This window comes from Achromobacter pulmonis, assembly GCF_002885955.2.
GTDB lineage: Bacteria > Pseudomonadota > Gammaproteobacteria > Burkholderiales > Burkholderiaceae_B > Achromobacter > Achromobacter pulmonis_A.
Genome location: NZ_POQS01000007.1, coordinates 111027 through 134493, shown reverse-complemented (window position 1 = coordinate 134493; position 23467 = coordinate 111027). Strand labels below are relative to the sequence as shown.

Annotated in this window: 18 protein-coding genes and 3 pseudogenes; 8 read left to right on the top strand and 13 right to left on the bottom strand. The window is 68.1% G+C overall.

Annotated features, from left to right (window positions below):
• Window positions 1–339, bottom strand: a 339-nt coding sequence (locus C1I89_RS35425) for a shikimate kinase (protein ID WP_308810287.1), incomplete at its 3' end; no start/stop codon positions are given.
• A gap of 114 nt (window positions 340–453) precedes the next feature.
• On the opposite strand from C1I89_RS35425, the gene C1I89_RS24780 reads away from it, so the two are divergent.
• On the top strand, window positions 454–2901 hold the full coding sequence (locus C1I89_RS24780; RefSeq protein WP_102775056.1) for a penicillin-binding protein 1A: 2448 nt from the start codon (window positions 454–456) through the stop codon (window positions 2899–2901).
• Window positions 2902–3076: 175 nt separating this feature from the next.
• Here C1I89_RS24780 and cyaY (C1I89_RS24775) read toward each other — a convergent pair whose 3' ends face one another.
• Window positions 3077–3406 carry an iron donor protein CyaY gene (gene cyaY, locus C1I89_RS24775; protein WP_043541608.1) on the bottom strand — a complete coding sequence of 110 codons (330 nt, stop codon included), beginning with the start codon at window positions 3404–3406 and terminating at the stop codon, window positions 3077–3079.
• Window positions 3407–3616: 210 nt separating this feature from the next.
• On the opposite strand from cyaY (C1I89_RS24775), the pseudogene lysA (C1I89_RS24765) reads away from it, so the two are divergent.
• Window positions 3617–4786: pseudogene (gene lysA, locus C1I89_RS24765) on the top strand (diaminopimelate decarboxylase); the annotation flags it as partial.
• A 4-nt stretch (window positions 4787–4790) separates the two neighbouring features.
• Window positions 4791–6104: pseudogene (locus C1I89_RS24760) on the top strand (penicillin-binding transpeptidase domain-containing protein); the annotation flags it as partial.
• A 175-nt stretch (window positions 6105–6279) separates the two neighbouring features.
• On the opposite strand, the gene cyaY (C1I89_RS24755) reads toward C1I89_RS24760, so the two are convergent.
• Entirely contained in the window at window positions 6280–6609 is a 330-nt protein-coding gene (cyaY, locus tag C1I89_RS24755; RefSeq protein ID WP_043541608.1) for an iron donor protein CyaY, read from the bottom strand.
• On the opposite strand from cyaY (C1I89_RS24755), the gene lptM reads away from it, so the two are divergent.
• Window positions 6560–6823: an LPS translocon maturation chaperone LptM gene (gene lptM, locus C1I89_RS35635; RefSeq protein WP_308810286.1), complete on the top strand. Its 264-nt coding sequence runs from the start codon at window positions 6560–6562 to the stop codon at window positions 6821–6823. The genes cyaY (C1I89_RS24755) and lptM overlap by 50 nt on opposite strands.
• Complete coding sequence (lysA, locus tag C1I89_RS24745; protein WP_102775054.1) at window positions 6820–8109, top strand: diaminopimelate decarboxylase; 1290 nt, start codon at window positions 6820–6822, stop codon at window positions 8107–8109. The genes lptM and lysA (C1I89_RS24745) overlap by 4 nt, the downstream gene beginning before the upstream one ends.
• Window positions 8110–8220: 111 nt before the next feature.
• On the opposite strand, the gene ccsB is transcribed toward lysA (C1I89_RS24745), so the two are convergent.
• From ccsB to C1I89_RS24730, 3 genes are all read right to left on the bottom strand, one after another.
• Window positions 8221–9567, bottom strand: a complete 1347-nt coding sequence (gene ccsB, locus C1I89_RS24740; RefSeq protein WP_168202286.1) for a c-type cytochrome biogenesis protein CcsB — start codon at window positions 9565–9567, stop codon at window positions 8221–8223.
• Between the two features lie 8 nt (window positions 9568–9575).
• Window positions 9576–11654, bottom strand: coding sequence for a cytochrome c biogenesis protein ResB (locus C1I89_RS24735; RefSeq protein ID WP_181391043.1), 2079 nt, complete (start codon window positions 11652–11654; stop codon window positions 9576–9578).
• A gap of 117 nt (window positions 11655–11771) precedes the next feature.
• A complete protein-coding gene (locus C1I89_RS24730; protein WP_102775367.1) occupies window positions 11772–12473 on the bottom strand; it encodes a c-type cytochrome in 702 nt (233 codons plus the stop codon).
• Between the two features lie 170 nt (window positions 12474–12643).
• Between C1I89_RS24730 and yihA the strand changes: the two genes are divergently transcribed.
• Together yihA and hemB are read left to right on the top strand one after the other, a co-directional pair.
• Entirely contained in the window at window positions 12644–13267 is a 624-nt protein-coding gene (yihA, locus tag C1I89_RS24725; RefSeq protein WP_102775053.1) for a ribosome biogenesis GTP-binding protein YihA/YsxC, read from the top strand.
• Complete coding sequence (gene hemB, locus C1I89_RS24720) at window positions 13264–14280, top strand: porphobilinogen synthase (protein WP_102775052.1); 1017 nt, start codon at window positions 13264–13266, stop codon at window positions 14278–14280. The genes yihA and hemB overlap by 4 nt, the downstream gene beginning before the upstream one ends.
• Here the strand turns inward: hemB and C1I89_RS24715 are convergent.
• From C1I89_RS24715 to C1I89_RS24685, 7 genes and pseudogenes are all read right to left on the bottom strand, one after another.
• The gene (locus tag C1I89_RS24715; RefSeq protein WP_102775366.1) at window positions 14264–15124 is read right to left on the bottom strand and encodes a DMT family transporter; all 861 of its coding nucleotides are present in this window, start codon (window positions 15122–15124) and stop codon (window positions 14264–14266) included. The two genes, hemB and C1I89_RS24715, sit on opposite strands and share 17 nt — an antisense overlap.
• A gap of 134 nt (window positions 15125–15258) precedes the next feature.
• Window positions 15259–15969 (bottom strand): ABC transporter ATP-binding protein, encoded by a 711-nt coding sequence (locus C1I89_RS24710; RefSeq protein WP_102775365.1) that lies wholly within the window; start codon window positions 15967–15969, stop codon window positions 15259–15261.
• 35 nt (window positions 15970–16004) lie between these two features.
• Window positions 16005–17752: pseudogene (locus C1I89_RS24705) on the bottom strand (branched-chain amino acid ABC transporter ATP-binding protein/permease).
• Entirely contained in the window at window positions 17749–18672 is a 924-nt protein-coding gene (locus C1I89_RS24700; protein WP_102775051.1) for a branched-chain amino acid ABC transporter permease, read from the bottom strand. The pseudogene C1I89_RS24705 and the gene C1I89_RS24700 overlap by 4 nt, the downstream one beginning before the upstream one ends.
• Before the next feature lie 13 nt (window positions 18673–18685).
• Window positions 18686–19873 carry an ABC transporter substrate-binding protein gene (locus C1I89_RS24695; protein WP_102775050.1) on the bottom strand — a complete coding sequence of 396 codons (1188 nt, stop codon included), beginning with the start codon at window positions 19871–19873 and terminating at the stop codon, window positions 18686–18688.
• Between the two features lie 61 nt (window positions 19874–19934).
• Window positions 19935–20729 carry an SDR family NAD(P)-dependent oxidoreductase gene (locus C1I89_RS24690; RefSeq protein ID WP_102775049.1) on the bottom strand — a complete coding sequence of 265 codons (795 nt, stop codon included), beginning with the start codon at window positions 20727–20729 and terminating at the stop codon, window positions 19935–19937.
• A complete protein-coding gene (locus C1I89_RS24685; RefSeq protein WP_102775048.1) occupies window positions 20726–22462 on the bottom strand; it encodes an FAD-dependent oxidoreductase in 1737 nt (578 codons plus the stop codon). The genes C1I89_RS24690 and C1I89_RS24685 overlap by 4 nt, the downstream gene beginning before the upstream one ends.
• 153 nt (window positions 22463–22615) lie before the next feature.
• Here C1I89_RS24685 and C1I89_RS24680 point away from each other — a divergent pair, with 153 nt between their 5' ends.
• Window positions 22616–23464 carry an IclR family transcriptional regulator gene (locus C1I89_RS24680; protein WP_102775047.1) on the top strand — a complete coding sequence of 283 codons (849 nt, stop codon included), beginning with the start codon at window positions 22616–22618 and terminating at the stop codon, window positions 23462–23464.
• The last annotated feature ends 3 nt before the right edge of the window (window positions 23465–23467 follow it).

Below are 23467 nucleotides of genomic sequence, written 5' to 3'. Positions count from 1 at the left end.
AATGTTGCGCCGTTGGGTACACTCTTCCAAGGCGGCAGCTTCCCGGCGACGGAAACCGGCTTCGCCTTCGATTTCGAAGATTACCGGCACCCGCACGCCGCAACGCGCCTCGAGCTCATGATCCAGATCCACAAACTCGCGCCCCAGCGCACGCGCCAGGCCACGGCCGATGGTGGTCTTGCCCGCGCCCATCATGCCCACCAGGAAGACGGGCAGATCGTGCGGCAGCGACGCGGTCGCGCCTGCGCACTCCGCGGCACAAGGCGGATTTTCGGGCGTCTCGCCGGGGGACGCCGGGTCCGGGGCAGCCTCCGGACATGAGATAGCGGAAACGTTCATGCCGGCATTATCACATTGCCCGCAAGTTGCCCGCGCACCACACTGCACAATCTTGTTACAGAAACCGGTCCCCCGCGCTAAGCCCCGACCGGAGATACCCGTAAAATCGCCGCGATGAGCAAGCCCCAGAATTCCTCCAAGAAAGACAAGCCCTCCAAGAGCGGCTCCCCGATACTGCGATTCTTCGTCAAGACCGGCATCTTCTGTGCCGGCCTGTTCCTGTGCGGCGTGCTGCTGGCGGGAATGGCGCTGGCGCTGGCCTGGCCCAACCTGCCCGACCTGCACGCCATGACGGACTATCGCCCGCGGGTGCCGCTGCGCGTCTACACGGCGGACAAGGTGCTGATCGGCGAATTCGGCGAAGAGCGCCGCAACGTGCTGCGCTTCAACGAGATTCCCGACGTCATGAAATCCGCGGTGCTGGCCGCCGAGGACGACCGCTTCTACCAGCACGGCGGCATCGACTGGGCCGGCGTGGTGCGCGCGGGCCTGACCAACCTGATCAACATGTCGAAGACGCAGGGCGCCAGCACCATCACCATGCAGGTGGCGCGCAACTTCTACCTGACGTCGGAAAAGACCTACTCGCGCAAGTTCTACGAGCTGCTGCTGACCTTCAAGATCGAATCCGAGCTCAGCAAGGACCAGATCCTGGAGCTCTACATGAACCAGATCTACCTGGGCCACCGCGCCTACGGCTTCGCCGCCGCCTCGCGCACCTATTTCGGCAAGCCCCTGTCCGAGGTGACCCCGGCCGAGGCCGCCATGCTGGCCGGCATCCCCAAGGCGCCCTCGCGCTTCAACCCGATCGCCAACCGCCCCCGCGCCGAACTGCGCCAGCGCTACGTGCTGAGCCGCATGCATTCGCTGGGCTACCTCACCGAGCCTGAATACAAGCAGGCCCTGGCCCAGCCCATCGTCATGAAGTCGGCCGAAGGCACGCCGGCCGGCGGCTATTCCATCCACGGCGAATACGTGGCCGAGCTGGCGCGCCAGCTGCTGTACAACGTGTACCAGGACAACGTCTATTCGCGCGGCATCAATATCTACACCACGGTGCACTCCAAGGACCAGGAAGCCGCCTACCGCGCCGTGCGCGAAGGCGTGCTGCAATACACCCGCCGCGCACCCTACCCCGGTCCCGAAGAGCAGCTCGAACTGCCGGCCGGCGTCGAAAACAACCCGCAGGCGCTGGACGATTTCCTGGACGGCGTGTTCGACAAGTTCAGCGACAGCGGCGACCTGCTGACCGCGGTGGTGCTGTCGGCCAGCCCCACCGAAGTGAAACTGGCGCGCAGCTCGCGCGAGATCATCACGGTCACCGACAAGAAGGTGCTGGGCGTGGTGGCGCGCGCGCTCAACGACAAGGCCAAGCCCGAGCAGCGTATCAAGCGCGGCTCGGTGGTTTATATCCGCAAGTTCGGCGACAACTGGGAAATCATCAACCTGCCTTCGGTGCAGGCGGCCTTCGTGGCGCTGGCGCCGCAGGACGGCGCCATCCGCGCCATGGTGGGCGGCTTCGATTTCTATCGCGGGAACTTCAACCGCGTGACCCAGGCCTGGCGCCAGCCCGGCTCGAACATCAAGCCGTTCATCTACGCCGCCTCGCTGGAGCGCGGCCTGACCCCGGGCACGCAGATCTCCGACCAGCCCTTCATGCTGACCGCCGAGCAGACCGGCTCCAAGGCCTGGAACCCGAAGAACTACGGCAACCAGTACGAGCCCATGCTGACCCTGCGCCAGGGCCTGTACAAATCCAAGAACATGGTGTCGATCCGTATCCTGCAGGCCATCGGCCCGCAATACGCGCAGGACTACCTGACCCGCTTCGGCTTCGACAAGGCCCGCCAGCCGGCCGTGCTGCCCCTGGCCCTGGGCGCGGGCTCGGTCACGCCGCTGCAGCTGGCCGGCGCGTTCTCGGTGTTCGCCAACGGCGGCTACCGCGTCACGCCCTACCTGATCGACCGCGTCACCGACAGCAGCGGCAAGGTCATCATGCAGGCCAAGCCGGTCGTGGCTGGCGACGAGCAGGCCCGCGCCATCGACCCGCGCACCGCCTGGGTCATGGACGACATCCTGCGCGGCGTGGCCACCTACGGCACCGCCGCCCGCGCCCGCGCGCTGCTCAAGCGCAGCGACATCGCCGGCAAGACCGGCACCACCAACGAATCCGTGGACGCCTGGTTCTCGGGCTACACCCCCTCGCTGGTCGCCACCGCGTGGCTGGGCTTCGACCAGCCCAAGTCGCTGGGCTCGCGCGAAACCGGCGGCGGCGTGGCCATGCCGATCTGGGTCGACTACATGCAGGACGTGCTCAAGGGCGTGCCCGAAGAGAAGCCGCGCCCCCGCCCCGATGGCCTGCTGGTGGAAAACGGCGAGTTCTATTTCTCCGAATTCCCGCCGGGCCAGGCCGTCGCGCGCCTGGGCCTGCCCGAGGCCGACACGCTGGGCGAGTTCCTCAACGGCCTGAACGGCAGCACCAACGAGGACACCCGCATCAAGGTCGCGCCGGGCGTCGGCTCCCAGAAGCCCGCCCCCTGGTCGCAACAGATCCAGTTCTGATCGCGCAAATGCAAAAACCGGCCCGAGGGGCCGGTTTTTTTTTAAAGGATGGACCACAAGATCTGTGCCCGTAGGATGGGTGCAGCGCGAGACCGTCTACGCAAAAACTCGACCGTCGAACGCGCGGAACCCATCGGGCGGCGCCAGCCGCCCCCGCCGCGCAGGGATTACCCGCCTACAGCCGTATCGTCACCGGCACGCCGGCAGCCGCGGAACAGATTTGCGACAAAGCATCCGGCAATTGCGGCCCGCCTCGGGTATCGTTCCAGTGCAGGCCGTCGTAACGGTAGTGGAAGCCGCCGCTGCGCGCGGCGACCCACAGCTCCTGCATGGCGGCCTGGCTGTTCACCACGACGTGGGTGTTGTCCTCGAAAACCATGGTCAGCACATTGCCGCTGCGGCTGGTTTCGACATCGACGTCGAGCGAAGCCGCCCAGTCATCGGCCTGGCTTTCGATGCTGTCCAGCACCTGGTCGATCAACGCAAGAAATTCGGTTTCGGTCATAATCGAGCCTGCAAGAATTACGGAGTTCCCAGTGTTCCAATTGGCATTCAGCCGCATGGCTCTTCGCATTGTAGCCACGCTCGTGACGACCGGCATGCTGGCGGCCTGCGGGTACAAGGGGCCGTTGTACATGCCGACTCCCGACGGCAAGCCGCCGCGCGACTCCCAGCCGCAACCCTCGGTGCCAATCCCGCCGGCGCCCCCCGTGCTATGACCGCCCGGTTTCCAGCGCAGCCGGAACTGGCGGGCCATCCGTACTTCCAGTTCCGCAACAACGTCCTCTATGCCGAGGACGTGCCGCTGGACCACCTGGCCGAGCGGCTGGGCACCCCGTTGTACGTTTATTCGCGCGCCGCGCTCAAGGCCGCCTGGCAGGCCTACCACAGTGCCGTCGGGCAGCGCCCGGTGCTGGTCTGCTACGGCATGAAGGCCAATTCCAACCTGGCCGTGCTCAAGGAATTCGCGCGCCTGGGCGCGGGCTTCGACATCGTCTCGGGCGGCGAGCTCAAGCGCGCCCTGGCGGTCGGCGCCGATCCGGCCCGCATCGTGTTTTCGGGCGTGGGCAAGCAGGCCTGGGAGATGCGCGACGCGCTGGCGGCCGGGGTCAAGTGCTTCAATGTCGAATCCGAGGCCGAGCTGCGCCTGCTGTCGCAGGTCGCCCAGGACATGGGCGCGCGCGCGCCGGTTTCGCTGCGGGTCAATCCCGACGTGGACGCGCAGACCCACCCGTACATCTCCACCGGCCTGAAAGAAAACAAGTTCGGCATCGCCATCGAATCGGCGCTGGCGGTGTATCGCAGCGCGCAGGCGCTGCCCGCGCTGGAAATCGTGGGCGTGGACTGCCATATCGGCTCGCAGCTGACCGAGATCGGCCCCTACCTGGACGCGCTGGACAAGCTGCTGGACCTGATCGACCGGCTGGCGCAGGCCGGCATCGCGATCCGGCACCTGGACCTGGGCGGCGGGCTGGGCATCCGCTACGCGGATGAAACCCCGCCCTCGCCGCGCGCCCTGCTCGACCCCGTCTTCGAACGCCTGCAGGCCCGCGGCCTGGGCCATCTGCACCTGGTGCTGGAGCCCGGCCGCTCGCTGGTCGGCAACGCCGGCGTGCTGCTGACGACGGTGCAATACCTGAAGCATGCCGAGGCGCGCAATTTCGCCATCGTCGACGCCGCCATGAACGACCTGCTGCGTCCGGCGCTGTACGACGCCTTCCACGGCGTGCGCCCGGTGCATCCGCGCGCCGGCGAAGCAACCCTCTACGACATCGTGGGCCCGGTCTGCGAAAGCGCCGACTGGCTGGCCAGGCAGCGCAAGCTCGCGATCGAGGCCGGCGACCTGCTGGCCGTGGAATCCGCCGGCGCCTACAGCATGGCCATGGNTGACCGCGGTGGTGCTGTCGGCCAGCCCCACCGAAGTGAAACTGGCGCGCAGCTCGCGCGAGATCATCACGGTCACCGACAAGAAGGTGCTGGGCGTGGTGGCGCGCGCGCTCAACGACAAGGCCAAGCCCGAGCAGCGTATCAAGCGCGGCTCGGTGGTTTATATCCGCAAGTTCGGCGACAACTGGGAAATCATCAACCTGCCTTCGGTGCAGGCGGCCTTCGTGGCGCTGGCGCCGCAGGACGGCGCCATCCGCGCCATGGTGGGCGGCTTCGATTTCTATCGCGGGAACTTCAACCGCGTGACCCAGGCCTGGCGCCAGCCCGGCTCGAACATCAAGCCGTTCATCTACGCCGCCTCGCTGGAGCGCGGCCTGACCCCGGGCACGCAGATCTCCGACCAGCCCTTCATGCTGACCGCCGAGCAGACCGGCTCCAAGGCCTGGAACCCGAAGAACTACGGCAACCAGTACGAGCCCATGCTGACCCTGCGCCAGGGCCTGTACAAATCCAAGAACATGGTGTCGATCCGTATCCTGCAGGCCATCGGCCCGCAATACGCGCAGGACTACCTGACCCGCTTCGGCTTCGACAAGGCCCGCCAGCCGGCCGTGCTGCCCCTGGCCCTGGGCGCGGGCTCGGTCACGCCGCTGCAGCTGGCCGGCGCGTTCTCGGTGTTCGCCAACGGCGGCTACCGCGTCACGCCCTACCTGATCGACCGCGTCACCGACAGCAGCGGCAAGGTCATCATGCAGGCCAAGCCGGTCGTGGCTGGCGACGAGCAGGCCCGCGCCATCGACCCGCGCACCGCCTGGGTCATGGACGACATCCTGCGCGGCGTGGCCACCTACGGCACCGCCGCCCGCGCCCGCGCGCTGCTCAAGCGCAGCGACATCGCCGGCAAGACCGGCACCACCAACGAATCCGTGGACGCCTGGTTCTCGGGCTACACCCCCTCGCTGGTCGCCACCGCGTGGCTGGGCTTCGACCAGCCCAAGTCGCTGGGCTCGCGCGAAACCGGCGGCGGCGTGGCCATGCCGATCTGGGTCGACTACATGCAGGACGTGCTCAAGGGCGTGCCCGAAGAGAAGCCGCGCCCCCGCCCCGATGGCCTGCTGGTGGAAAACGGCGAGTTCTATTTCTCCGAATTCCCGCCGGGCCAGGCCGTCGCGCGCCTGGGCCTGCCCGAGGCCGACACGCTGGGCGAGTTCCTCAACGGCCTGAACGGCAGCACCAACGAGGACACCCGCATCAAGGTCGCGCCGGGCGTCGGCTCCCAGAAGCCCGCCCCCTGGTCGCAACAGATCCAGTTCTGATCGCGCAAATGCAAAAACCGGCCCGAGGGGCCGGTTTTTTTTTAAAGGATGGACCACAAGATCTGTGCCCGTAGGATGGGTGCAGCGCGAGACCGTCTACGCAAAAACTCGACCGTCGAACGCGCGGAACCCATCGGGCGGCGCCAGCCGCCCCCGCCGCGCAGGGATTACCCGCCTACAGCCGTATCGTCACCGGCACGCCGGCAGCCGCGGAACAGATTTGCGACAAAGCATCCGGCAATTGCGGCCCGCCTCGGGTATCGTTCCAGTGCAGGCCGTCGTAACGGTAGTGGAAGCCGCCGCTGCGCGCGGCGACCCACAGCTCCTGCATGGCGGCCTGGCTGTTCACCACGACGTGGGTGTTGTCCTCGAAAACCATGGTCAGCACATTGCCGCTGCGGCTGGTTTCGACATCGACGTCGAGCGAAGCCGCCCAGTCATCGGCCTGGCTTTCGATGCTGTCCAGCACCTGGTCGATCAACGCAAGAAATTCGGTTTCGGTCATAATCGAGCCTGCAAGAATTACGGAGTTCCCAGTGTTCCAATTGGCATTCAGCCGCATGGCTCTTCGCATTGTAGCCACGCTCGTGACGACCGGCATGCTGGCGGCCTGCGGGTACAAGGGGCCGTTGTACATGCCGACTCCCGACGGCAAGCCGCCGCGCGACTCCCAGCCGCAACCCTCGGTGCCAATCCCGCCGGCGCCCCCCGTGCTATGACCGCCCGGTTTCCAGCGCAGCCGGAACTGGCGGGCCATCCGTACTTCCAGTTCCGCAACAACGTCCTCTATGCCGAGGACGTGCCGCTGGACCACCTGGCCGAGCGGCTGGGCACCCCGTTGTACGTTTATTCGCGCGCCGCGCTCAAGGCCGCCTGGCAGGCCTACCACAGTGCCGTCGGGCAGCGCCCGGTGCTGGTCTGCTACGGCATGAAGGCCAATTCCAACCTGGCCGTGCTCAAGGAATTCGCGCGCCTGGGCGCGGGCTTCGACATCGTCTCGGGCGGCGAGCTCAAGCGCGCCCTGGCGGTCGGCGCCGATCCGGCCCGCATCGTGTTTTCGGGCGTGGGCAAGCAGGCCTGGGAGATGCGCGACGCGCTGGCGGCCGGGGTCAAGTGCTTCAATGTCGAATCCGAGGCCGAGCTGCGCCTGCTGTCGCAGGTCGCCCAGGACATGGGCGCGCGCGCGCCGGTTTCGCTGCGGGTCAATCCCGACGTGGACGCGCAGACCCACCCGTACATCTCCACCGGCCTGAAAGAAAACAAGTTCGGCATCGCCATCGAATCGGCGCTGGCGGTGTATCGCAGCGCGCAGGCGCTGCCCGCGCTGGAAATCGTGGGCGTGGACTGCCATATCGGCTCGCAGCTGACCGAGATCGGCCCCTACCTGGACGCGCTGGACAAGCTGCTGGACCTGATCGACCGGCTGGCGCAGGCCGGCATCGCGATCCGGCACCTGGACCTGGGCGGCGGGCTGGGCATCCGCTACGCGGATGAAACCCCGCCCTCGCCGCGCGCCCTGCTCGACCCCGTCTTCGAACGCCTGCAGGCCCGCGGCCTGGGCCATCTGCACCTGGTGCTGGAGCCCGGCCGCTCGCTGGTCGGCAACGCCGGCGTGCTGCTGACGACGGTGCAATACCTGAAGCATGCCGAGGCGCGCAATTTCGCCATCGTCGACGCCGCCATGAACGACCTGCTGCGTCCGGCGCTGTACGACGCCTTCCACGGCGTGCGCCCGGTGCATCCGCGCGCCGGCGAAGCAACCCTCTACGACATCGTGGGCCCGGTCTGCGAAAGCGCCGACTGGCTGGCCAGGCAGCGCAAGCTCGCGATCGAGGCCGGCGACCTGCTGGCCGTGGAATCCGCCGGCGCCTACAGCATGGCCATGGCCAGCAACTACAACACCCGCCCGCGCGCGGCCGAGGTCATGGTCGACGGCGACCAGTACTACGTGGTGCGCCGGCGCGAAACGCTGGACGACCTGCTACGCGGAGAATCGACGCTGTAGGATGGGTGCAGCGCCAGAGTCCTTAAGCAAGAACCCCAACGTTCACCGCGCGGAACCCATCAGGCGGCGCAAGCCGCCGATTTTCGTGGCAGGCGCAAATGCCGGCACCCGTCAAAGCTCCCCGTACGAGTGCAGCCCCGACAGGAACATGTTCACCCCCAGGAACGCGAACCCGGTGATCAGCAGCCCCATCAGCGCCCAGTAGGCCGCCATGGTGCCGCGCAGGCCCTTGATCAGGCGCATGTGCAGCCAGGCAGCGTAGTTGAGCCAGACGATCAGCGCCCAGGTCTCCTTGGGGTCCCACTGCCAGTATGCGCCCCAGGCGTCGGCCGCCCACAGCGCGCCCAGGATGGTGGCGACGGTGAAGAACGCGAAGCCGATGGCGATGGCGCGATACATGATGTCGTCCAGCACCTCCAGCGACGGCAGCACCGCGGCGATGCGGCGGCGGCCCAGCAGGATGGCGCCCACGATCACCGCGCCCACGCCGAAATACAGCATCCAGGTGGCCGACAGGCCATCGGTGCGGAACACCATGGGCTCGGCCGCCAGCAGCACGCCCAGCACGAACAGCGGCGCCAGCTTGGCCCAGGACGTGGTCTGCCCGTGCTGCTTGACCAGGTAGGCGAAGCCCACCATGGCGGCCAGCGAGAACGTGCCGTAGCCGATGAAGTTGGCCGGCACGTGCAGCTTCATCCACCAGCTCTTCAAGGCCGGCACCAGCGGCTGGATCTGCCCGGCGTCGCGCGTGAACGAATACCACAGCAGGAACACGGCGGCCGAGGTCACCACCAGCAGCACGAACCCGCCCAGCGCGCGCGTGGCGTACTTGCGTTCGTAATACAGGTAGAACAGCGCCGTGATCAGCGCGAACAGCACGAAGACTTCGTACAGGTTGCTGACCGGGATGTGGCCCAGGTCCGGGCCCATCAGGTGACCCTCGCGCCAGCGCACCAGCAGGCCGGTCACGCCGGCGAACACCGCGCCCCAGGTCAGGGCCGTGCCGAGCCAGGCGGCGGTAGGGCTGAACACCCCGATCCAGTAGCACACCGTGGCCAGCGCGAACAGCGCGCACATCCACAGAATGGCGGATTGCGAAGAGAACAGGTATTTCAGGAAGAACACCTGCTCGGCGCGGGCCAGGTCGTTGCCGTACAGCATCAGGGCCAGCCCGGCGGCGATGGCACAGGCCACCATCAGCCGGCGCAGCGGACGCCACAGCCAGCCCATCCAGGCCAGCACCGGCACCGTGCCGCACAGGATGATCTTCTCGTAGTAGTCCATCGCGCCGCTGTAGCGGGTCAGCGCGAAGGCCGCCCCCGCCGACAGCAGCAGGAAGAAGACGATGTCGGTCCAGTCGGGCCGGCCGCGCCGCGCGCGGCTGTCGCCGGTTTCGGACAGCTGGTCCTGCCAGAGCAGGTCCGGCGGCGTGGAATGGGTGGTGGTCGTCGTGGACATAGGGAACCTTAAGACCTCTTGTGGCGCAACAGCGCCTGCTTGAAGCGTTCGAACTCCTGGTTGAAGTCCAGTGTACGCTTCTGGGACGTCATGGCCGCCAGCACGCTGCTGCCGCCGTCTTGCGGCTTGATCCAGATCCAGATGCGGCGATCACGAATATAGAACATCGCGAACACGCCCAGCACCAGCAGCAGGCTGCCCAGGTACACCGTGTTCTTGCCGGGGGTGCGGCTGACCTGGAACACGCTGGCCTGCACGTGCTGGAAGTCCGCCAGCGACAGGAACACCGGCGCCGGATAAACAGTCAGGTCCGACAGCGCCGCCACCGCCAGGCGCGACCAGACCGCGGCCTGTTCGGCGTCAGGGCCGGAAGCCGCCACCGGCGGCAGGCCGGCGCGCTCGCGCTCGACGGCGCGCAGCTCGTTCATGCTGGCGCCGATCAGCCGTATCACCACGTCGGCGGCCCGCTCCAGGTCCTGGGCCGGCGTGTTGGCCTGCAGGAACGCCGCCACGGCCTGCAGGCCGCCCGAGGCGAAGGTGTCCAGCGCGCGTTCGGCGGCCGTCTGCAGCGGCTGGCGATCCGTGCCCGACGGGCTGTTGCGCTCGGCGAAGCGGCGCGCCGCCTCCTTGCGGGCGGCCGGATCGGCCAGCGTGGCGCGCAGGCGCATGAATTCGCCGATGGAACTGTCGGCGTCGGCGGGGATGCGCAGGTAGCGGAACGGCTCGGAGGCGTTGTTGCGCACCCCGGCCAGGAACACCGAAGCGCCGTCCAGTTCGACCGGCAGCATGTAATTCTGGAATTCGTGGGCCTGGCCGGCGTCGTCGATCAGCTTGTATTCGACGCTGGGACCGACGTTGCGCAGGTTTTCGTTCTTCTTGCCGGCGGCGCTGCCCGAGACCGAAGCCACATGCTCGGCGAAGCTCTGGTTCGCGCCCTTGGGCGTGCCGCCGGTCAGGTCCTCGACGTTGATCGGCCGCAGGGCCGTGATCTCGATGCCCATGCTGCGCGGGCCGGACGCTGTGTGAGCGGTTACTTCGGATTTCTTGCCCACGGTGCCGTCCACCGCGAAAGGCGTGGCCTCGGCACCGACCAGCGGGTAGCCCTTCAGCACCACCGTGCTGCCGCCGTCGTCGAAGCTGGACTGGTAGACCGTCATGCCCTTGAAACGCAGCGGCTCATTGACCTCGATGGTGGAATCGAAGGTCTTGCCGGTGTCGGGATCGGTCACCTCCACCTCGCTCGCGAAGCGGCTGGGCATGCCGGTCGAGTAGTAATCGACCACGAACTTCTTGAGCCTGAGCGAGAACGGCATGGGCTGCACCAGGGCGCCGTCGCCCACCATCACGACCGCGGTGCTGGCCTGGCTGCCCTCGGGCACCAGCACGCTGGCGCGAAAGCTCGGGTTATTCACCGACAGGCGCCCGCTTTCGGGCACCTCGGAGATCAGCATGTTCTCGACGATGGGCTTTTTGCCGCCGAACATGACCTGCAGCCGCACCGGCAGTTCGCTGTCGAGCAGCCCGCCGATGCAGATGATGACCAGCGCCGAGTGCGCGAACACATAGCCCAGCCGGTTGGCGCTGCCCTTCTTGGCCGCCAGCAGCACGCCGTCCTGGTCCTGGCGTTCGCGCACCGCGTATCCCAGCCCGCCCAGCAGCTTCTTCAGGCCGGCCGCGGTCTGCGGCACGTCGGTGGCGGCGTCCGTTTCCACCCGGTGGGGGAAGGCGCGCAGGCTGCCGACGCGCACGTGCTCGCGAAACGAACGCGCATCGCGCAGCATCTTGGGCGCGTTGCGGATCAGGCAGACCGAGGTCGACACGACCAGGAACGCCATGATCAGCAGGAACCACCAGCTGTTGTAGACGTGCCAGATCGAGAACTTGTCGAACACTTCGAACCAGAACGGGCCGAACTGGTCGATGTAATTGCTGGACGCGCGGTTCTGCTGCAGCACCGTTCCCACCAGGCTCGCCACGCAGATGAACATCAGCAGGCTGACGGCAAAACGCATCGAGCCCAGCAATTCGAAGAAATCGCCGGGCAGGGTGCGCAGGGAGGGACGGGTATGTGTACGGGCTGAATTCATGAAAAAAGGGGGGCCGCGCTATCGGCTACCCCCCTCATAGACAGCGCGCGGCGGACTCAGGTTCCGTCACGCTCGGTTGCAGGGCGCGGACCAGCCGCGCGCGTTGCGGGCAAGCGCCTATCGCAGACCGGCTGCGTAGTCCGAGACCGCCTTGATATCGGCATCCGACATGCGATCGGCAATGGCGAACATGATGTCGTTCTTGCGATCGCCGCTGCGGAACAGCTTCAGCTGCGCTTCGATATACATCGGGAACTGGCCCGACAGACGGGGGTATTGGGCGGGCATGCCCGCACCATTGGCAGAATGGCACGCCGCGCACGCCGGAACGTTGCGTTCGGGCAAACCGCCGCGCCAGATTCTTTGACCCAGATCAACCAGGTTCTCATGACCGGCGGTGGCCGGCTCCTTGAGCGGCTGCTGCGCCAGGTAGAGCGCGATGTTCTGCATGTCGGCCGGCGTCAGGTTCTGCGCCATGGCCGTCATCGGGGTGGGATTGCCCTCGGGGCCGTTGCGCGTGGGCACCTTGGCGCCGGACTTGACCTGGAAGTCGGCCAGTTGCTTGGCGAGGTATTCGTGCGGCTGCGCGGCCAGGTTGGGGTTCGCCGGGATGGTGCTGTTGCCGGCCGCGCCATGACAGGACGCGCAGGAAATGATGCCTCTGGCGGCGTCCCCCTGCTCGAACAGCTGCCCGCCCTTGGCGGCATCTGGTTTGGCCGGGCCCGCAGCGCCTTCGGCGGCGAAACTCGTAGTAGATAAGGCGGAGGCGCCGAGCAACAGCCCGCTCGCAACCAACATCCGGGACAGCACACGCTTCATGAAGACCTCGACGAATCGCATCGATCAAGGCGCAAAAAGGCGCCCACGCCTACCCGCACACCCGGATATACCGTATCGAGCCAAAAAAGACGGCTCCGCGCACGGGGACCACTGTTGCAAACGCCGGATTATACAATAGGGCTTGAAACCAACCGCATCCGAAGCCATCCGTGTCCCTCCTACATCGCGCCTCCTTCTTCACTTCCGCGGCTCGCCTCGACCAGCTGCCGGCCGCCGGCGCCCCCGAGGTCTGCTTCGTCGGCCGCTCCAACGCCGGCAAGTCCACGGCCATCAACGTGCTGTGCAACCAGCGCCGTCTCGCGTTCTCCAGCAAGACGCCGGGCCGCACGCGCCTGATCAATATGTTCGGCCTGCCCGACCCGCTGGACCCCGAAGGCCAGATCGGCTTTCTCGTCGACCTGCCCGGCTACGGCTATGCGTCGGTGGCCCGCGACGAAAAGGAAAAATGGGCGGACATCCTGGGCGGCTATCTGCGCGACCGCGAATCGCTGGTCGGCATCGTGCTGCTGATCGACATCCGCCGCGGCGTCACCGAACTGGACCGGCGCCTGGCCAATTTCATCGCCCCCACCGGCCGCCCGGTGCTGGCGCTGCTGACCAAGGCCGACAAGCTGCCCTACGGCCAGCGCATGCGCACCGTGTTCGCGGTGCGCAAGGATCTGGCCGATATCGGCGCCCTGCACACCGTTCCCTTCTCGGCGCCCGAGCGCATCGGGCTGGAAGAGGCCGGCGCGCACATCGAAAACTGGATTTCACCGAAGGTCGTACCATGAACCCGCAGATCATCTCCCCCGAATTCCCGGTCTCCCGTCCGCGCCGCCTGCGCCGCGACGATTTCACGCGCCGCCTGGTCCGCGAGAACGCGCTGACGGTCAACGATCTGATCTATCCCGTGTTCGTGGCCGAAGGCTCGGGCCTGCAGCAGGCGGTGCCTTCGCTGCCCGGCGTGGTCCGCTATTCGCTGGACACGCTGCTGCCGGTGGCCGAGGAATGCGTGGCGCTGGGCATTCCGGTGCTGGCGCTGTTTCCCGCCATCGAGCCCTCGCTCAAGACGCCCGACGGCATCGAAGCCATCAATCCCGACGGCCTGATCCCGACCGTGGTGCGCGAGCTCAAGCGCCGCTTCCCCGAGCTGGGCGTGCTGTGCGACGTGGCGCTGGACCCGTACACCAGCCACGGCCAGGACGGGGTCATCGACGAAAACGGCTACGTGCTGAACGAGCCTACCGTCGAGATCCTGGTCAAGCAGGCGCTGGCCCAGGCCGACGCCGGCGTCGACATGGTCGCCCCCAGCGACATGATGGACGGCCGCATCGGCGCCGTGCGCCGCGCGCTCGAAGCCAACGGCCACATCCACACGCAGATCATGGCCTACTCGGCCAAGTACGCCAGCGCCTTCTACGGCCCGTTCCGCGACGCGGTGGGCTCGGCCAGCAACCTGGGCAAGTCCAACAAAATGGCCTACCAGATGGACCCGGGCAACCTGGACGAAGCGCTGCGCGAAGTGGCCGCCGACCTGCAGGAAGGCGCCGACATGGTCATGGTCAAGCCCGGCATGCCCTACCTGGACGTGCTGCGGCGCGTGAAGGACGCCTTCCGGGTGCCGACCTTCGCCTATCAGGTCAGCGGCGAATACGCCATGATCAAGGCCGCCTCGGCCAACGGCTGGCTCGACCACGACAAGGTCATGATGGAAGCGCTGCTGGCGTTCAAGCGCGCCGGCGCCGACGGCATCCTCACCTACTTCGCGATCGAAGCCGCGCGCCTGCTTAAGAACGCGCGCTGACGCGCCGCAGGCCCAGCCAAGTTCCGCCCAGCACGCAGGCCAGCCCGGCCACGTGCGTGGGCGTGACGGCCTCGTCCAGGAACAGCGCCGCGAACAGCAGCCCGAAGATCGGCAGCCAGTTCACGAACAGCGCCGCGCGGCTGATGCCCAGCCGCGCGATGCCGGCGTTCCACACGATGTTGCTGACCCCCGAGGCGATGACCGCCGAGTACAGCAGCACCACCCACGGCCACCACGACATCAGCCACATCCCCGCGTCATAGGAGGCCGGCGTCAGCAGCGCATGCGCGACCAGCATGAGGCCGCCGGCGAGGTACATGTACCAGAGCATGCCCAGCGGGTCCATCATGCGCGACATGCGCTGGATCACCAGCCCGCCGCAGACGAACACCAGCACCGCCACGAACACGATGGCGTCGCCCCAGCCGGTCAGCCCGAAGCGCCCGCCGCTGCCGGCCACCACCATGCCCACGCCCAGCAGCCCCAGCAGCGCGCCGGCGATGCGCGACGGCGTCAGCCGCTCGCGGTAGAACAGCGCGGCCAGCAGCGCCGACAGCAGCGGGCTGGTGGCCATGATGAGCGTGCCGTTGGCCGCCGAGGACAGGCGCAGCCCCGAGACCAGCGCCACCTGGTGCGCGTACACCACCAGGAATCCGGCCAGCGCGACCCAGACCAGTTCGGCGCGGCCCAGCCTGGGAATGCGGCCGCGGCGCGCCTTGATGATGAAGGTGACGGCGGCGAAGGCGATCACGATGCGCACGGCCGCCAGCGCCTGCACGTCCATGTGCTGCGTCAGGTATTTGATGGAGACGATGTTCAGGCCCCACGTGGCCATGACGAACATCAATTGAAGATAGATAAGACCGGTGCGGTCCTGGCTTGCATCAACTGTAGGGGACGTCACGGCGCCGGCCTGAAGGGGATGAGGGCGCCGCCCACGCGGCGCAGCGGACATGGTATCGCGCCCGGCGCGCGGACTCAATGCGCGCCAAGATAGGCCGCGCGCACGCCGGGGTCGCGCAGCAGCTCGGCGCCGCTGCCGCTCAACGTGATGCGCCCGGTTTCCAGCACATAGGCGCGGTCGGCCACGCCCAGCGCCTGGTTGGCCATCTGTTCGACCAGCACGATGGTCAGGCCGTCGTCGCGCAGCTTGCGGATGGCGGCGAAGATGTCCTGCACGATCAGCGGCGCCAGCCCCAGCGAGGGTTCGTCCAGGCACAGCAGGCGGGGCTCGCTCATCAGCGCGCGCGCCATCGCCAGCATCTGCTGCTCGCCGCCGGACAGCGTGCCGGCGAGCTGGTCGCGGCGTTCGCGCAGGCGCGGGAACAGCCGGTAGCCGCGCTCCACGCCCTCGGCCACCGCGGCCGGATCGCGGCGCCGCAGGTAGGCGCCCAGCGCCAGGTTGTCGTAGACCGTCTGGTCGGCGAACACGCCCCGCCCTTCCGGCGACAGCGCCAGGCCCAGGCCGACGCGCCGATGCGCCGGCACCGGCGTGATGTCGCGCCCGTCGAACGTGACCCGGCCGCCCTGCAGCGGCTCCAGCCCGGCCACGCCCTTGAGCAGCGTGCTCTTGCCCGCGCCGTTGGCGCCGATGATGGTCACGATCTCGCCGGCGCGTATCTCCAGCGATACGTCGCGCACGGCCTGGATGGCGCCATACGAAATCTGCACGGATTCTAGTTTCAGCATCGTCTTGCGGCCTGTCGATGAATGTGAGTCCGGGCTCAGGCCATGCCGGTCCCGAGGTAAGCCTCGATNNCTGCGCCGGCACGCCTTCGGCGATCTTGATGCCGTAGTCCAGCACGATCACGTGGTCCGATATCGCCATCACCAGGTCCATGTGGTGCTCGACCATCAGCAGGGTGATGCCGCAGGAGGCGCCGACGCGCAGCAGCAGTTCGCCCAGTTCCGCCGTCTCCTGGGGATTCAGGCCCGCGGCCGGTTCGTCCAGCAGCAGCAGCGCCGGCTCGGTGGCCAGCGCGCGCGCCAGCGCCACGCGCCGCTGCAGGCCGTAAGGCAGGCTGCCCGCGGGCGTGTCGGCCAGATGCGCCAGGCCCACCATGCGCACCAGCCGCCCGGCGTGCTCGCGCGCGCGGCGCTCTTCGGCGCGCGCCCCGGGCAGGCCCAGCAGCGACGCCCAGAAACCGTTCTTCATGCGGCTGTGGCGGCCCAGCAGCACGTTGTCCAGCACCGACAGTTCGCCGAACAGGCGCAGGTTCTGGAAGCTGCGGCCGATGCCCAGCGCGCAGATGGCGTGCGGGCGCTCGCCGGCGATGTCGGCGCCGCGAAAGCGCACCACGCCCGCGTCGGGCTGCACCACGCCGCTGAGCATGTTGATGAGGGTGCTCTTGCCCGCGCCGTTGGGGCCGATCAGCGCATGCACGTGGCCGCGGCGCAGGCAGAAGGAAATATCCTGCGCCGGCTTCACGCCGCCATAGGCCTTGCACAGGTTCTCGACCACCAGCAGCAGCTCGTCCTGGCCCCCGGCGGGCGTGCGCTGCGCGGGCGCCGGCTCTCCCTCCTGCCGCGGCTGCGCGTCCGCCACGCGCCGCGCGCGCGGCGCGAACAGCCCCATGACGCCGCCGGGCATGAAGTACAGCGCGAACAGCAGCAGCGCGCCGTAGAAGAAGTGCTGCACCGACGGCCAGCGCGCCAGCAGCGCGTCGATCACGGTCAGCGCGATCGCGCCGACCGCCGGCCCGGCCTTCGAGCCGGCGCCGCCGAACAGCACCAGCAGCAGGATGAAGATGGACAGGTTGAAGGTGATGAAGTCGGAATTGATGTACTGGTTCTGCTGGGCCACCAGCGCCCCCGCGATGCCGCAGGTCACGGCCGCCACCACGAAGGCGATGACCTTGGCGCGGTACACCCTGACCCCGACCGAGGACGAGGCGATCTCGTCGGCCTGCACCGAAAGCAGCGCGCGCCCGAAGCGTCCGTCCAGCACGTTGCGCAGCAGCAGCTGCGTAACCACGCACAGCGCCAGCGCGAACCACACCCATTGCTGGTTGGTGAACGCCTCGCCGCCCCAGGTCAGCGGCATGATGCCGAACAGGCCCGACGGTCCGCCGAACACGTCGACCCACTCGGTGACGATCTTCTCCACCACGATGCCGAACGCCAGCGTCACCATGGCCAGGTATGGGCCTTTCACGCGCAGCGACGGCAGCGCGATCAGCACGCCGAAGACGCCGGCCACCACGGGCGCGGCCGCCAGCGCCAGCCACGGATCGAGCTGCCAGCGCGAGGTCAGCAGCGCGGCCGTGTAGGCGCCCGCGGCGAACAGGCCCGCCTGGCCCAGCGACTTCTGGCCGGCATAGCCCACCAGCACGTTCACGCCGGCCGCGCACAGGTAGTACACGCAGGCCATGAAGACGATGCGCAGGTAGTAATCGTTGTCCACCAGCGCGGCGAACGCCGCGAGCGCCGCCGCCAGCGCCACCGCGATCAGGGTTTGGCCGTGCCGCTTCATACCTTCTCCACCAGCCGCTTGCCGAACAGGCCGGTGGGCCTGACCGCGAGCACCAGGATCACCAGCGCGAACACCGCGACCTCGCGCCACTGCGACTGCCACAGGTTCACGTACGACTCCAGGATGCCCAGCACGAAACCGCCCAGCACGCAGCCGCGCGGGTTGGACAGCCCCCCTATCATGGCGCCGGAAAACCCCTTCAGGCCGATGGCCAGGCCCATGAAGATCGACGCCGACGTGATGGGCGCGACCAGGAAACCCGCCAGCCCGGCCAGCGCCGAACTGGCGAAGAAGGCGCCGGTCATGATCGCGTTGACGTTGATGCCCATCAGGTTGGCCACCGCCGGGTTCGCCGCCACCGCCCGCATCGCCTTGCCCAGCACGGTGCGGTTCATGACGCGGTCGAACAGCAGCATGACGATGACGGCCACCGCCAGCAGCAGCAGTTCCTGGCTGCGCACGCCGGCGCCGAACACGCGGATCACCTCGTCGCCGAACGGCGCGGGCACGGTGACCGGCGCCGGCCCCCAGACCGCGAAGGCCGCGCTCTGCAGCAGGATGCCGAAGCCCAGCGTGCTCATGACCCAGGCCATTCCCGGGCGCGCGGCGAACAGCTTGACGCCGAACACGTACAGCAGCATGCCCAGCTGCCCCATCGCCGCCACCGCGGCCAGCCCGGCCAGCAGGTACTGCCAGCCGCTCAGGTCCAGCCCGGTGAACGCCGCCGTGGTGGCCGGCTTGCCGGCCAGCAGGAACAGCGCGCCCACGCCCACGAACGCGCCCACCGACACGAACTCTCCATGCCCGAAATTCAGCGTGCGGGTCGTGGTGTAGGTGATGCTGAAACCCAGCGCCACCAGCGCATACGCGCCTCCCACGGCCAGCCCGCTGACGAGCGCCTGCAGCAATGTCGCCAACATGAGGGCCTCGCAGCTACTTCGCGGCCATCGCCGTCACGTCGTCGGCATACGGCACCAGCTTGCCGTCCTGCCAGTGCGCCCACTTGTAGTCGCCCACCAGCAGCGCGTCGTGCACGGTGGCCGAGAACGGCTTCTCGTAGGTCTTCATGGCGCCCTCGTAAGTGCCCTGCAGGTTCTCCAGCGCCAGGCGCACCTTGTCGCCGTCGGTCGTGCCGGCCTGCTTGATCGCCATGGCGAGCAGGTTCATGCCGTCGTAGGCATGCGCCAGGAAGCCGAAGGCGGTGGGCGAAGTCATCTTGGCCGAAACCCGGTCATACAGCTTCTGCTGCGCGGGCGTGCGGTTGTCGGTGATGGTGCGCAGGAAGAAGGGCTTTTCCGACAGCGTCTTGCCGGCCGTGTCGTAGAACGCGATGTTGTCGGCCGCCCAGGACGTCAGCGTCAGCGGGAACCAGTTGATCTTCTCCATGCTGCGGAACACGTGCGCGATCGGCGTGCTCTGCGCCCAGATCACCACGGTGTCCACGCCCGCGGCCTTGAGCTTGTTGAGCTGCGAAGTCATGTCGGTGTCGGCCACGCCGAACTTCTCCACCGCCGCCGCCTTGATGCCCTGCGCCGCGCCGACCGCCTCCAGGTCCTTGAGCGCGCTCTGGCCATAGCCGGTGGTCTCGATCATGAAGCCCACGTTCTTGACCTTGGGATTCTTCTTCAGGTAGCCGATCACGCCCTCGACCTGCTCGCGGTCCACCATGCCGACGCGGAACATGTAGTTGTCGGCGCCCGCGCGCACCGGCTTGGTGATGTCGGTGCCCGACCCGATGGCGCCCATGACCGGAATCTTCTTCTGGTTCGGAATGTGCTTCCAGGCCAGCGCATTGCCCGAGTTGGTGGGGCCGACGATCGCCGCCACTTTCTCGTTGTCGATCAGGTCGGTCATGTTCTGGATCGACTTGGGCGGCTGCGACAGGTCGTCGCGCACCACCAGCACCACCTTGCGCCCCAGCAGGCCGCCGGCCGCGTTGATGTCGTCGATGGCGGTGCGCAGCCCCAGCACCGCGGCCTGCCCGCTCTGCGCCGAGGGCGAGGCCGACAGGTCGCCGTTGAAGCCGATCTTGATGTCCTGGGCCTGGGCCTGCGCGCCGATGGCCAGCGCGCACATCATGGCCGCCTTGGACAAGGTGGAGAAAATGCCTGTTGCCTTCATCGTTGTCTCCTGTGTTTTTTTCGGATGTGCCGCACTTCGATGATGCTTGTTCCCGTCCCCGCTATACCGCCAGATAGCCTCCGTCCACCGGCAGGGACACGCCCGTCACGTACTGCGCCATCGGCGAGGCCAGGAACACGACGGGACCGACCAGGTCCTCGGGCTGGCCCAGCCGTCCCAGCGGTATGCGCTGCATGAAGCCGGCCAGGCGGGCGGGATCGTCACGCGTGTACTGCGTCATCGGCGTCTCGATGACGCCGGGCGCGATGGCGTTGACGCGGATGCCGTCGGGCGCGAGATCGCGCGCCATCGCCTGCGTCATCATCTTCACGCCGCCCTTGGACGGCGAGTACCCCAGCGTCGCGCCCACGCCGGCGAACGACGCGATCGAGCCGACATTGATGATGACGCCGCGGGTCGCGCGCAGCGCTTCCAGGAAGGCGTGGATCATGTTGAAGCTGCCGTTCAGGTTCACGTCCAGCACGCGCCGCCAGTTCTCGGCCGCGCGCGGGCTGTCCATGCCCTCGCGGATCAGGATGCCGGCGTTGTTGACCAGCACGTCGATCGGGCCCGCTTCGCGCCGGACCCGCGCCGCAGCGGCCGCGCAGGCTTCCAGGTCCGTCACGTCCAGCGCATGGCTCCAGGCCTGGCCGCCGGCGGCGGCGATGTCCTCGGCCGTCTGCGCGGCGCTGTCGGCCCGCAGGTCGGTCGCCACCACGCGCGCGCCCGCGGCCGCCAGGCCCAGCGCCAATGCGCGTCCGTTGCCCTGCCCCGCTCCGGTGACCAGCGCGAGCCTGCCTTGCAGCAGGCCTGCTGGCGCGGCGCTCGCCGAACCGCCTTGCCGCGCCGCGCTCATGCCGTGGCCTGCGCAGGTGTGGCCGCCGCGGCCTTGCCGGCGGCGGCGATGCTCTGTCCGGCGATGTAGCCGAAGGTCAGGGCCGGCCCCAGCGTGATGCCCGCGCCGGGATAATTGCCGCCCATGATGCTGCACGCGTCGTTGCCCACCGCGTACAGGCCGGCGATGACCTCGCCCTGCGCGTTCAGCGCGCGGCCCTCGCCGTCGACCTTCAGGCCGGCGAAGGTTCCGATGTCGCCGATCATGACCTTGATCGCGTAGAACGGCGCTTTCACTAGCGGCGCCACGCAGGGATTGGGGCCGTGCAGCGCATCGCCCTGGTAGCGGTTGTAGGCCATGCTGCCCTTGCCGAATTCGGGATCGCGCCCCAGCGCGGCCTCGCGGTTGAAGGCCTCGACAGTCTGGCGCAGGCTGCCGGCGTCGATGCCGGTCTTCTGCGCCAGTTCGGCCACCGTCGCGGCCCGCGTCAGGTAGCCGGTTTCCAGATAGCGCTTGATGGGCAGCGGAAACGGCGCGACGCTGCCCAGGCCGTACTTGCGCAGCGTCCGGTGGTCGCAGATCAGCCAGGCGCAGATCTCGTCCTGCCCCTGGCAGGCGCGCACCATCTGCTGCACGAAGTCATGGTACGAGCTGCCCTCGTTGACGAAGCGCCTGCCCTGGCGCGTCACGGCGATGACGCCCGGCTTGGCGCGGTCGATGAAATGCGGCATGTAGCCGGGGCTGCCGTCCTTGCGCGTGACCACGGACACCGGCACCCAGGCGGCAGCGTTGGGCAGCGCCGTGTTGACGCAGGCGCCCGCGCTCTCGGCCAGGCGCAGGCCGTCGCCGGTATTGCCGGCGGGCGACGGCGAATAATGCTCCGTGCCCGTGGGCGCATGCGCGTACAGCCGCTTGCGCCGCTCGATGTCGTACGGAAAGCCGCCGGCGGCCAGCACCACCGCGCGCGCGGCGCGCACCTGCACCGTGGCGCCGTCGCGCTGCACCACCGCGCCGCGCACGGCCCCGTCTTCGATGATGAGCGAGCGGGCCGGGGCGCGCAGCCACAACGCAATGCCCAGCTTGAACGCGCTGGCGGCCAGCCGGCCCGCGAGCGCGTTGCCGTTGGTCAGCGTCATGCCGCGCCCATGTTTGGCCACGTCCAGGAAATGCCTGGACAGGCGCCTGGCCACGTACCAGGCCGAGGCCGGCGAGCGCGTCGCGCGCATGAAGTGCACGATCTCCTTGCCCGAACCCAGCATCATGCCGAACACGGTCAGCTCGGGCAGCGCCGGCGCCAGGTCGCGGACGTGGGCGCCGAGCCTGCGGCCGTCGTAGGGCCGCGCCACCATCGAGCGGCCGCCCTGTTTGCCGCCCGGCGCTTCGGCGTGATAGTCGGGAAACACCAGCGGCATGTCGAACTGCACCTCGGTCTGCGAGGTGAAGAAGTCCACGGCCCGCGGCCCGTGCTCCAGGAATGCGTCCACGCGCTCGGCGTTGTAGCTGTCGCCGGCCTCGTGGCGCAGGTAGGCGCGCGCTTCGTCGGGGGTTTCGTGCATGCCCTGCGCCTTGGCCAGGGACGTGCCCGGAATCCAGAGCCAGCCGCCCGAACGCGCGGTGGAGCCGCCGAAGCGCGGCTCTTTTTCAACGATAAGGACCTTCAGGCCCGCCGTGGCCGCGGTGATCGCCGCCGACATACCGGACGCGCCCGACCCGACGACCAGCACGTCGCAGTCGTATTGACGAGTATCTTCCACGTTGTCTCCATACCCACTGGGTGGCCTTGTCCCGCCCTCGGGGCCGGGATGGCTTTGTTCTTGTAGCGACTGTAGATAAGTGATTTGATACTGTCAATAGGATTCGCTAGTTGCGAAAGTACTAACATAGGCGATCACGTTCGATAAAGAAAAATGACTGCCCACACCACCGCCGGCGCGCGCAGCGCCGCCCAACCCTCCGTCAAATCGCCGCGCAGGCGCGGCATCCAATCCATCGAAGTCGGCGGCAAGCTGCTGCTTGCGCTGCTGGAGCACTCGTCCTCGCTGCCGCTGGGCGCCCTGGCCAAGGCCGCAGGGATGTCGGGCGCCAACGCCCACGCCTACCTGGTGAGCTACGGCAACCTGGGCCTGGTCCGGCAGGACGCCAGCACCGGCGAATACGAGCTGGGCCCGCTGGCGCTGCAGCTCGGGCTGGCCGCGCTGCACCGGCTCGATCCCATCAAGATCGCCGTGCCCATGACGCGCGAGCTCGCCGAAAAAACCGGCCAGACCATCGCCATCGCGGTGCTGGGCAACCTGGGTCCGGTGATCGTGCACCTGCACGAGTCCAACTACCCGATCCACGTCAACATGCGCACCGGCACCGTGATGTCGCTGACCAACACCGCCACCGGCAAGGTGTTCGCGGCGCTGCTGCCGCCCAAGAAGATAGAAAGCCTGCTGCACGAGGACTTCCTGCGCCTGGGCGCGGTGCCGTCGCGGGCCAGGAGCGAGAAGTTCGAGCAGACCTTGAAAGAAGTGCGCCAGCGCGGCGTGGCGCGCGCGGTCGGCGACCCGATACCCGGCATCAACGGGCTGAGCGCGCCGGTGTTCGATTCCAACGGCAACGTGGTGCTCGTCATCACCGCGATCGGCGCGGCCGGGGTGTTCGACGCGCGCTGGAGCAGCCCGCTGGTGGCCGAGATCAGGCAGTGCGCCGACGCCATCTCGGCCGAACTGGGCTGGCAGAACCGCGACGCGCGCGCCTCGCGCCTGGGCTAGGCG

Excerpts from the sequence above, each read along its gene's own strand:
- C1I89_RS24780 (WP_102775056.1), top strand. The coding sequence starts at position 454 with ATGAGCAAGCCCCAGAATTCCTCCAAGAAAGACAAGCCCTCCAAGAGC.
- cyaY (WP_043541608.1), bottom strand. The coding sequence starts at position 3,406 with ATGACCGAAACCGAATTTCTTGCGTTGATCGACCAGGTGCTGGACAGC.
- lptM (WP_308810286.1), top strand. The coding sequence starts at position 6,560 with ATGCTGTCCAGCACCTGGTCGATCAACGCAAGAAATTCGGTTTCGGTC.
- cyaY (WP_043541608.1), bottom strand. The coding sequence starts at position 6,609 with ATGACCGAAACCGAATTTCTTGCGTTGATCGACCAGGTGCTGGACAGC.
- lysA (WP_102775054.1), top strand. The coding sequence starts at position 6,820 with ATGACCGCCCGGTTTCCAGCGCAGCCGGAACTGGCGGGCCATCCGTAC.
- ccsB (WP_168202286.1), bottom strand. The coding sequence starts at position 9,567 with ATGTCCACGACGACCACCACCCATTCCACGCCGCCGGACCTGCTCTGG.
- C1I89_RS24735 (WP_181391043.1), bottom strand. The coding sequence starts at position 11,654 with ATGAATTCAGCCCGTACACATACCCGTCCCTCCCTGCGCACCCTGCCC.
- C1I89_RS24730 (WP_102775367.1), bottom strand. The coding sequence starts at position 12,473 with ATGAAGCGTGTGCTGTCCCGGATGTTGGTTGCGAGCGGGCTGTTGCTC.
- hemB (WP_102775052.1), top strand. The coding sequence starts at position 13,264 with ATGAACCCGCAGATCATCTCCCCCGAATTCCCGGTCTCCCGTCCGCGC.
- C1I89_RS24715 (WP_102775366.1), bottom strand. The coding sequence starts at position 15,124 with ATGTTCGTCATGGCCACGTGGGGCCTGAACATCGTCTCCATCAAATAC.
- C1I89_RS24710 (WP_102775365.1), bottom strand. The coding sequence starts at position 15,969 with ATGCTGAAACTAGAATCCGTGCAGATTTCGTATGGCGCCATCCAGGCC.
- C1I89_RS24700 (WP_102775051.1), bottom strand. The coding sequence starts at position 18,672 with ATGTTGGCGACATTGCTGCAGGCGCTCGTCAGCGGGCTGGCCGTGGGA.
- C1I89_RS24695 (WP_102775050.1), bottom strand. The coding sequence starts at position 19,873 with ATGAAGGCAACAGGCATTTTCTCCACCTTGTCCAAGGCGGCCATGATG.
- C1I89_RS24690 (WP_102775049.1), bottom strand. The coding sequence starts at position 20,729 with ATGAGCGCGGCGCGGCAAGGCGGTTCGGCGAGCGCCGCGCCAGCAGGC.
- C1I89_RS24680 (WP_102775047.1), top strand. The coding sequence starts at position 22,616 with ATGACTGCCCACACCACCGCCGGCGCGCGCAGCGCCGCCCAACCCTCC.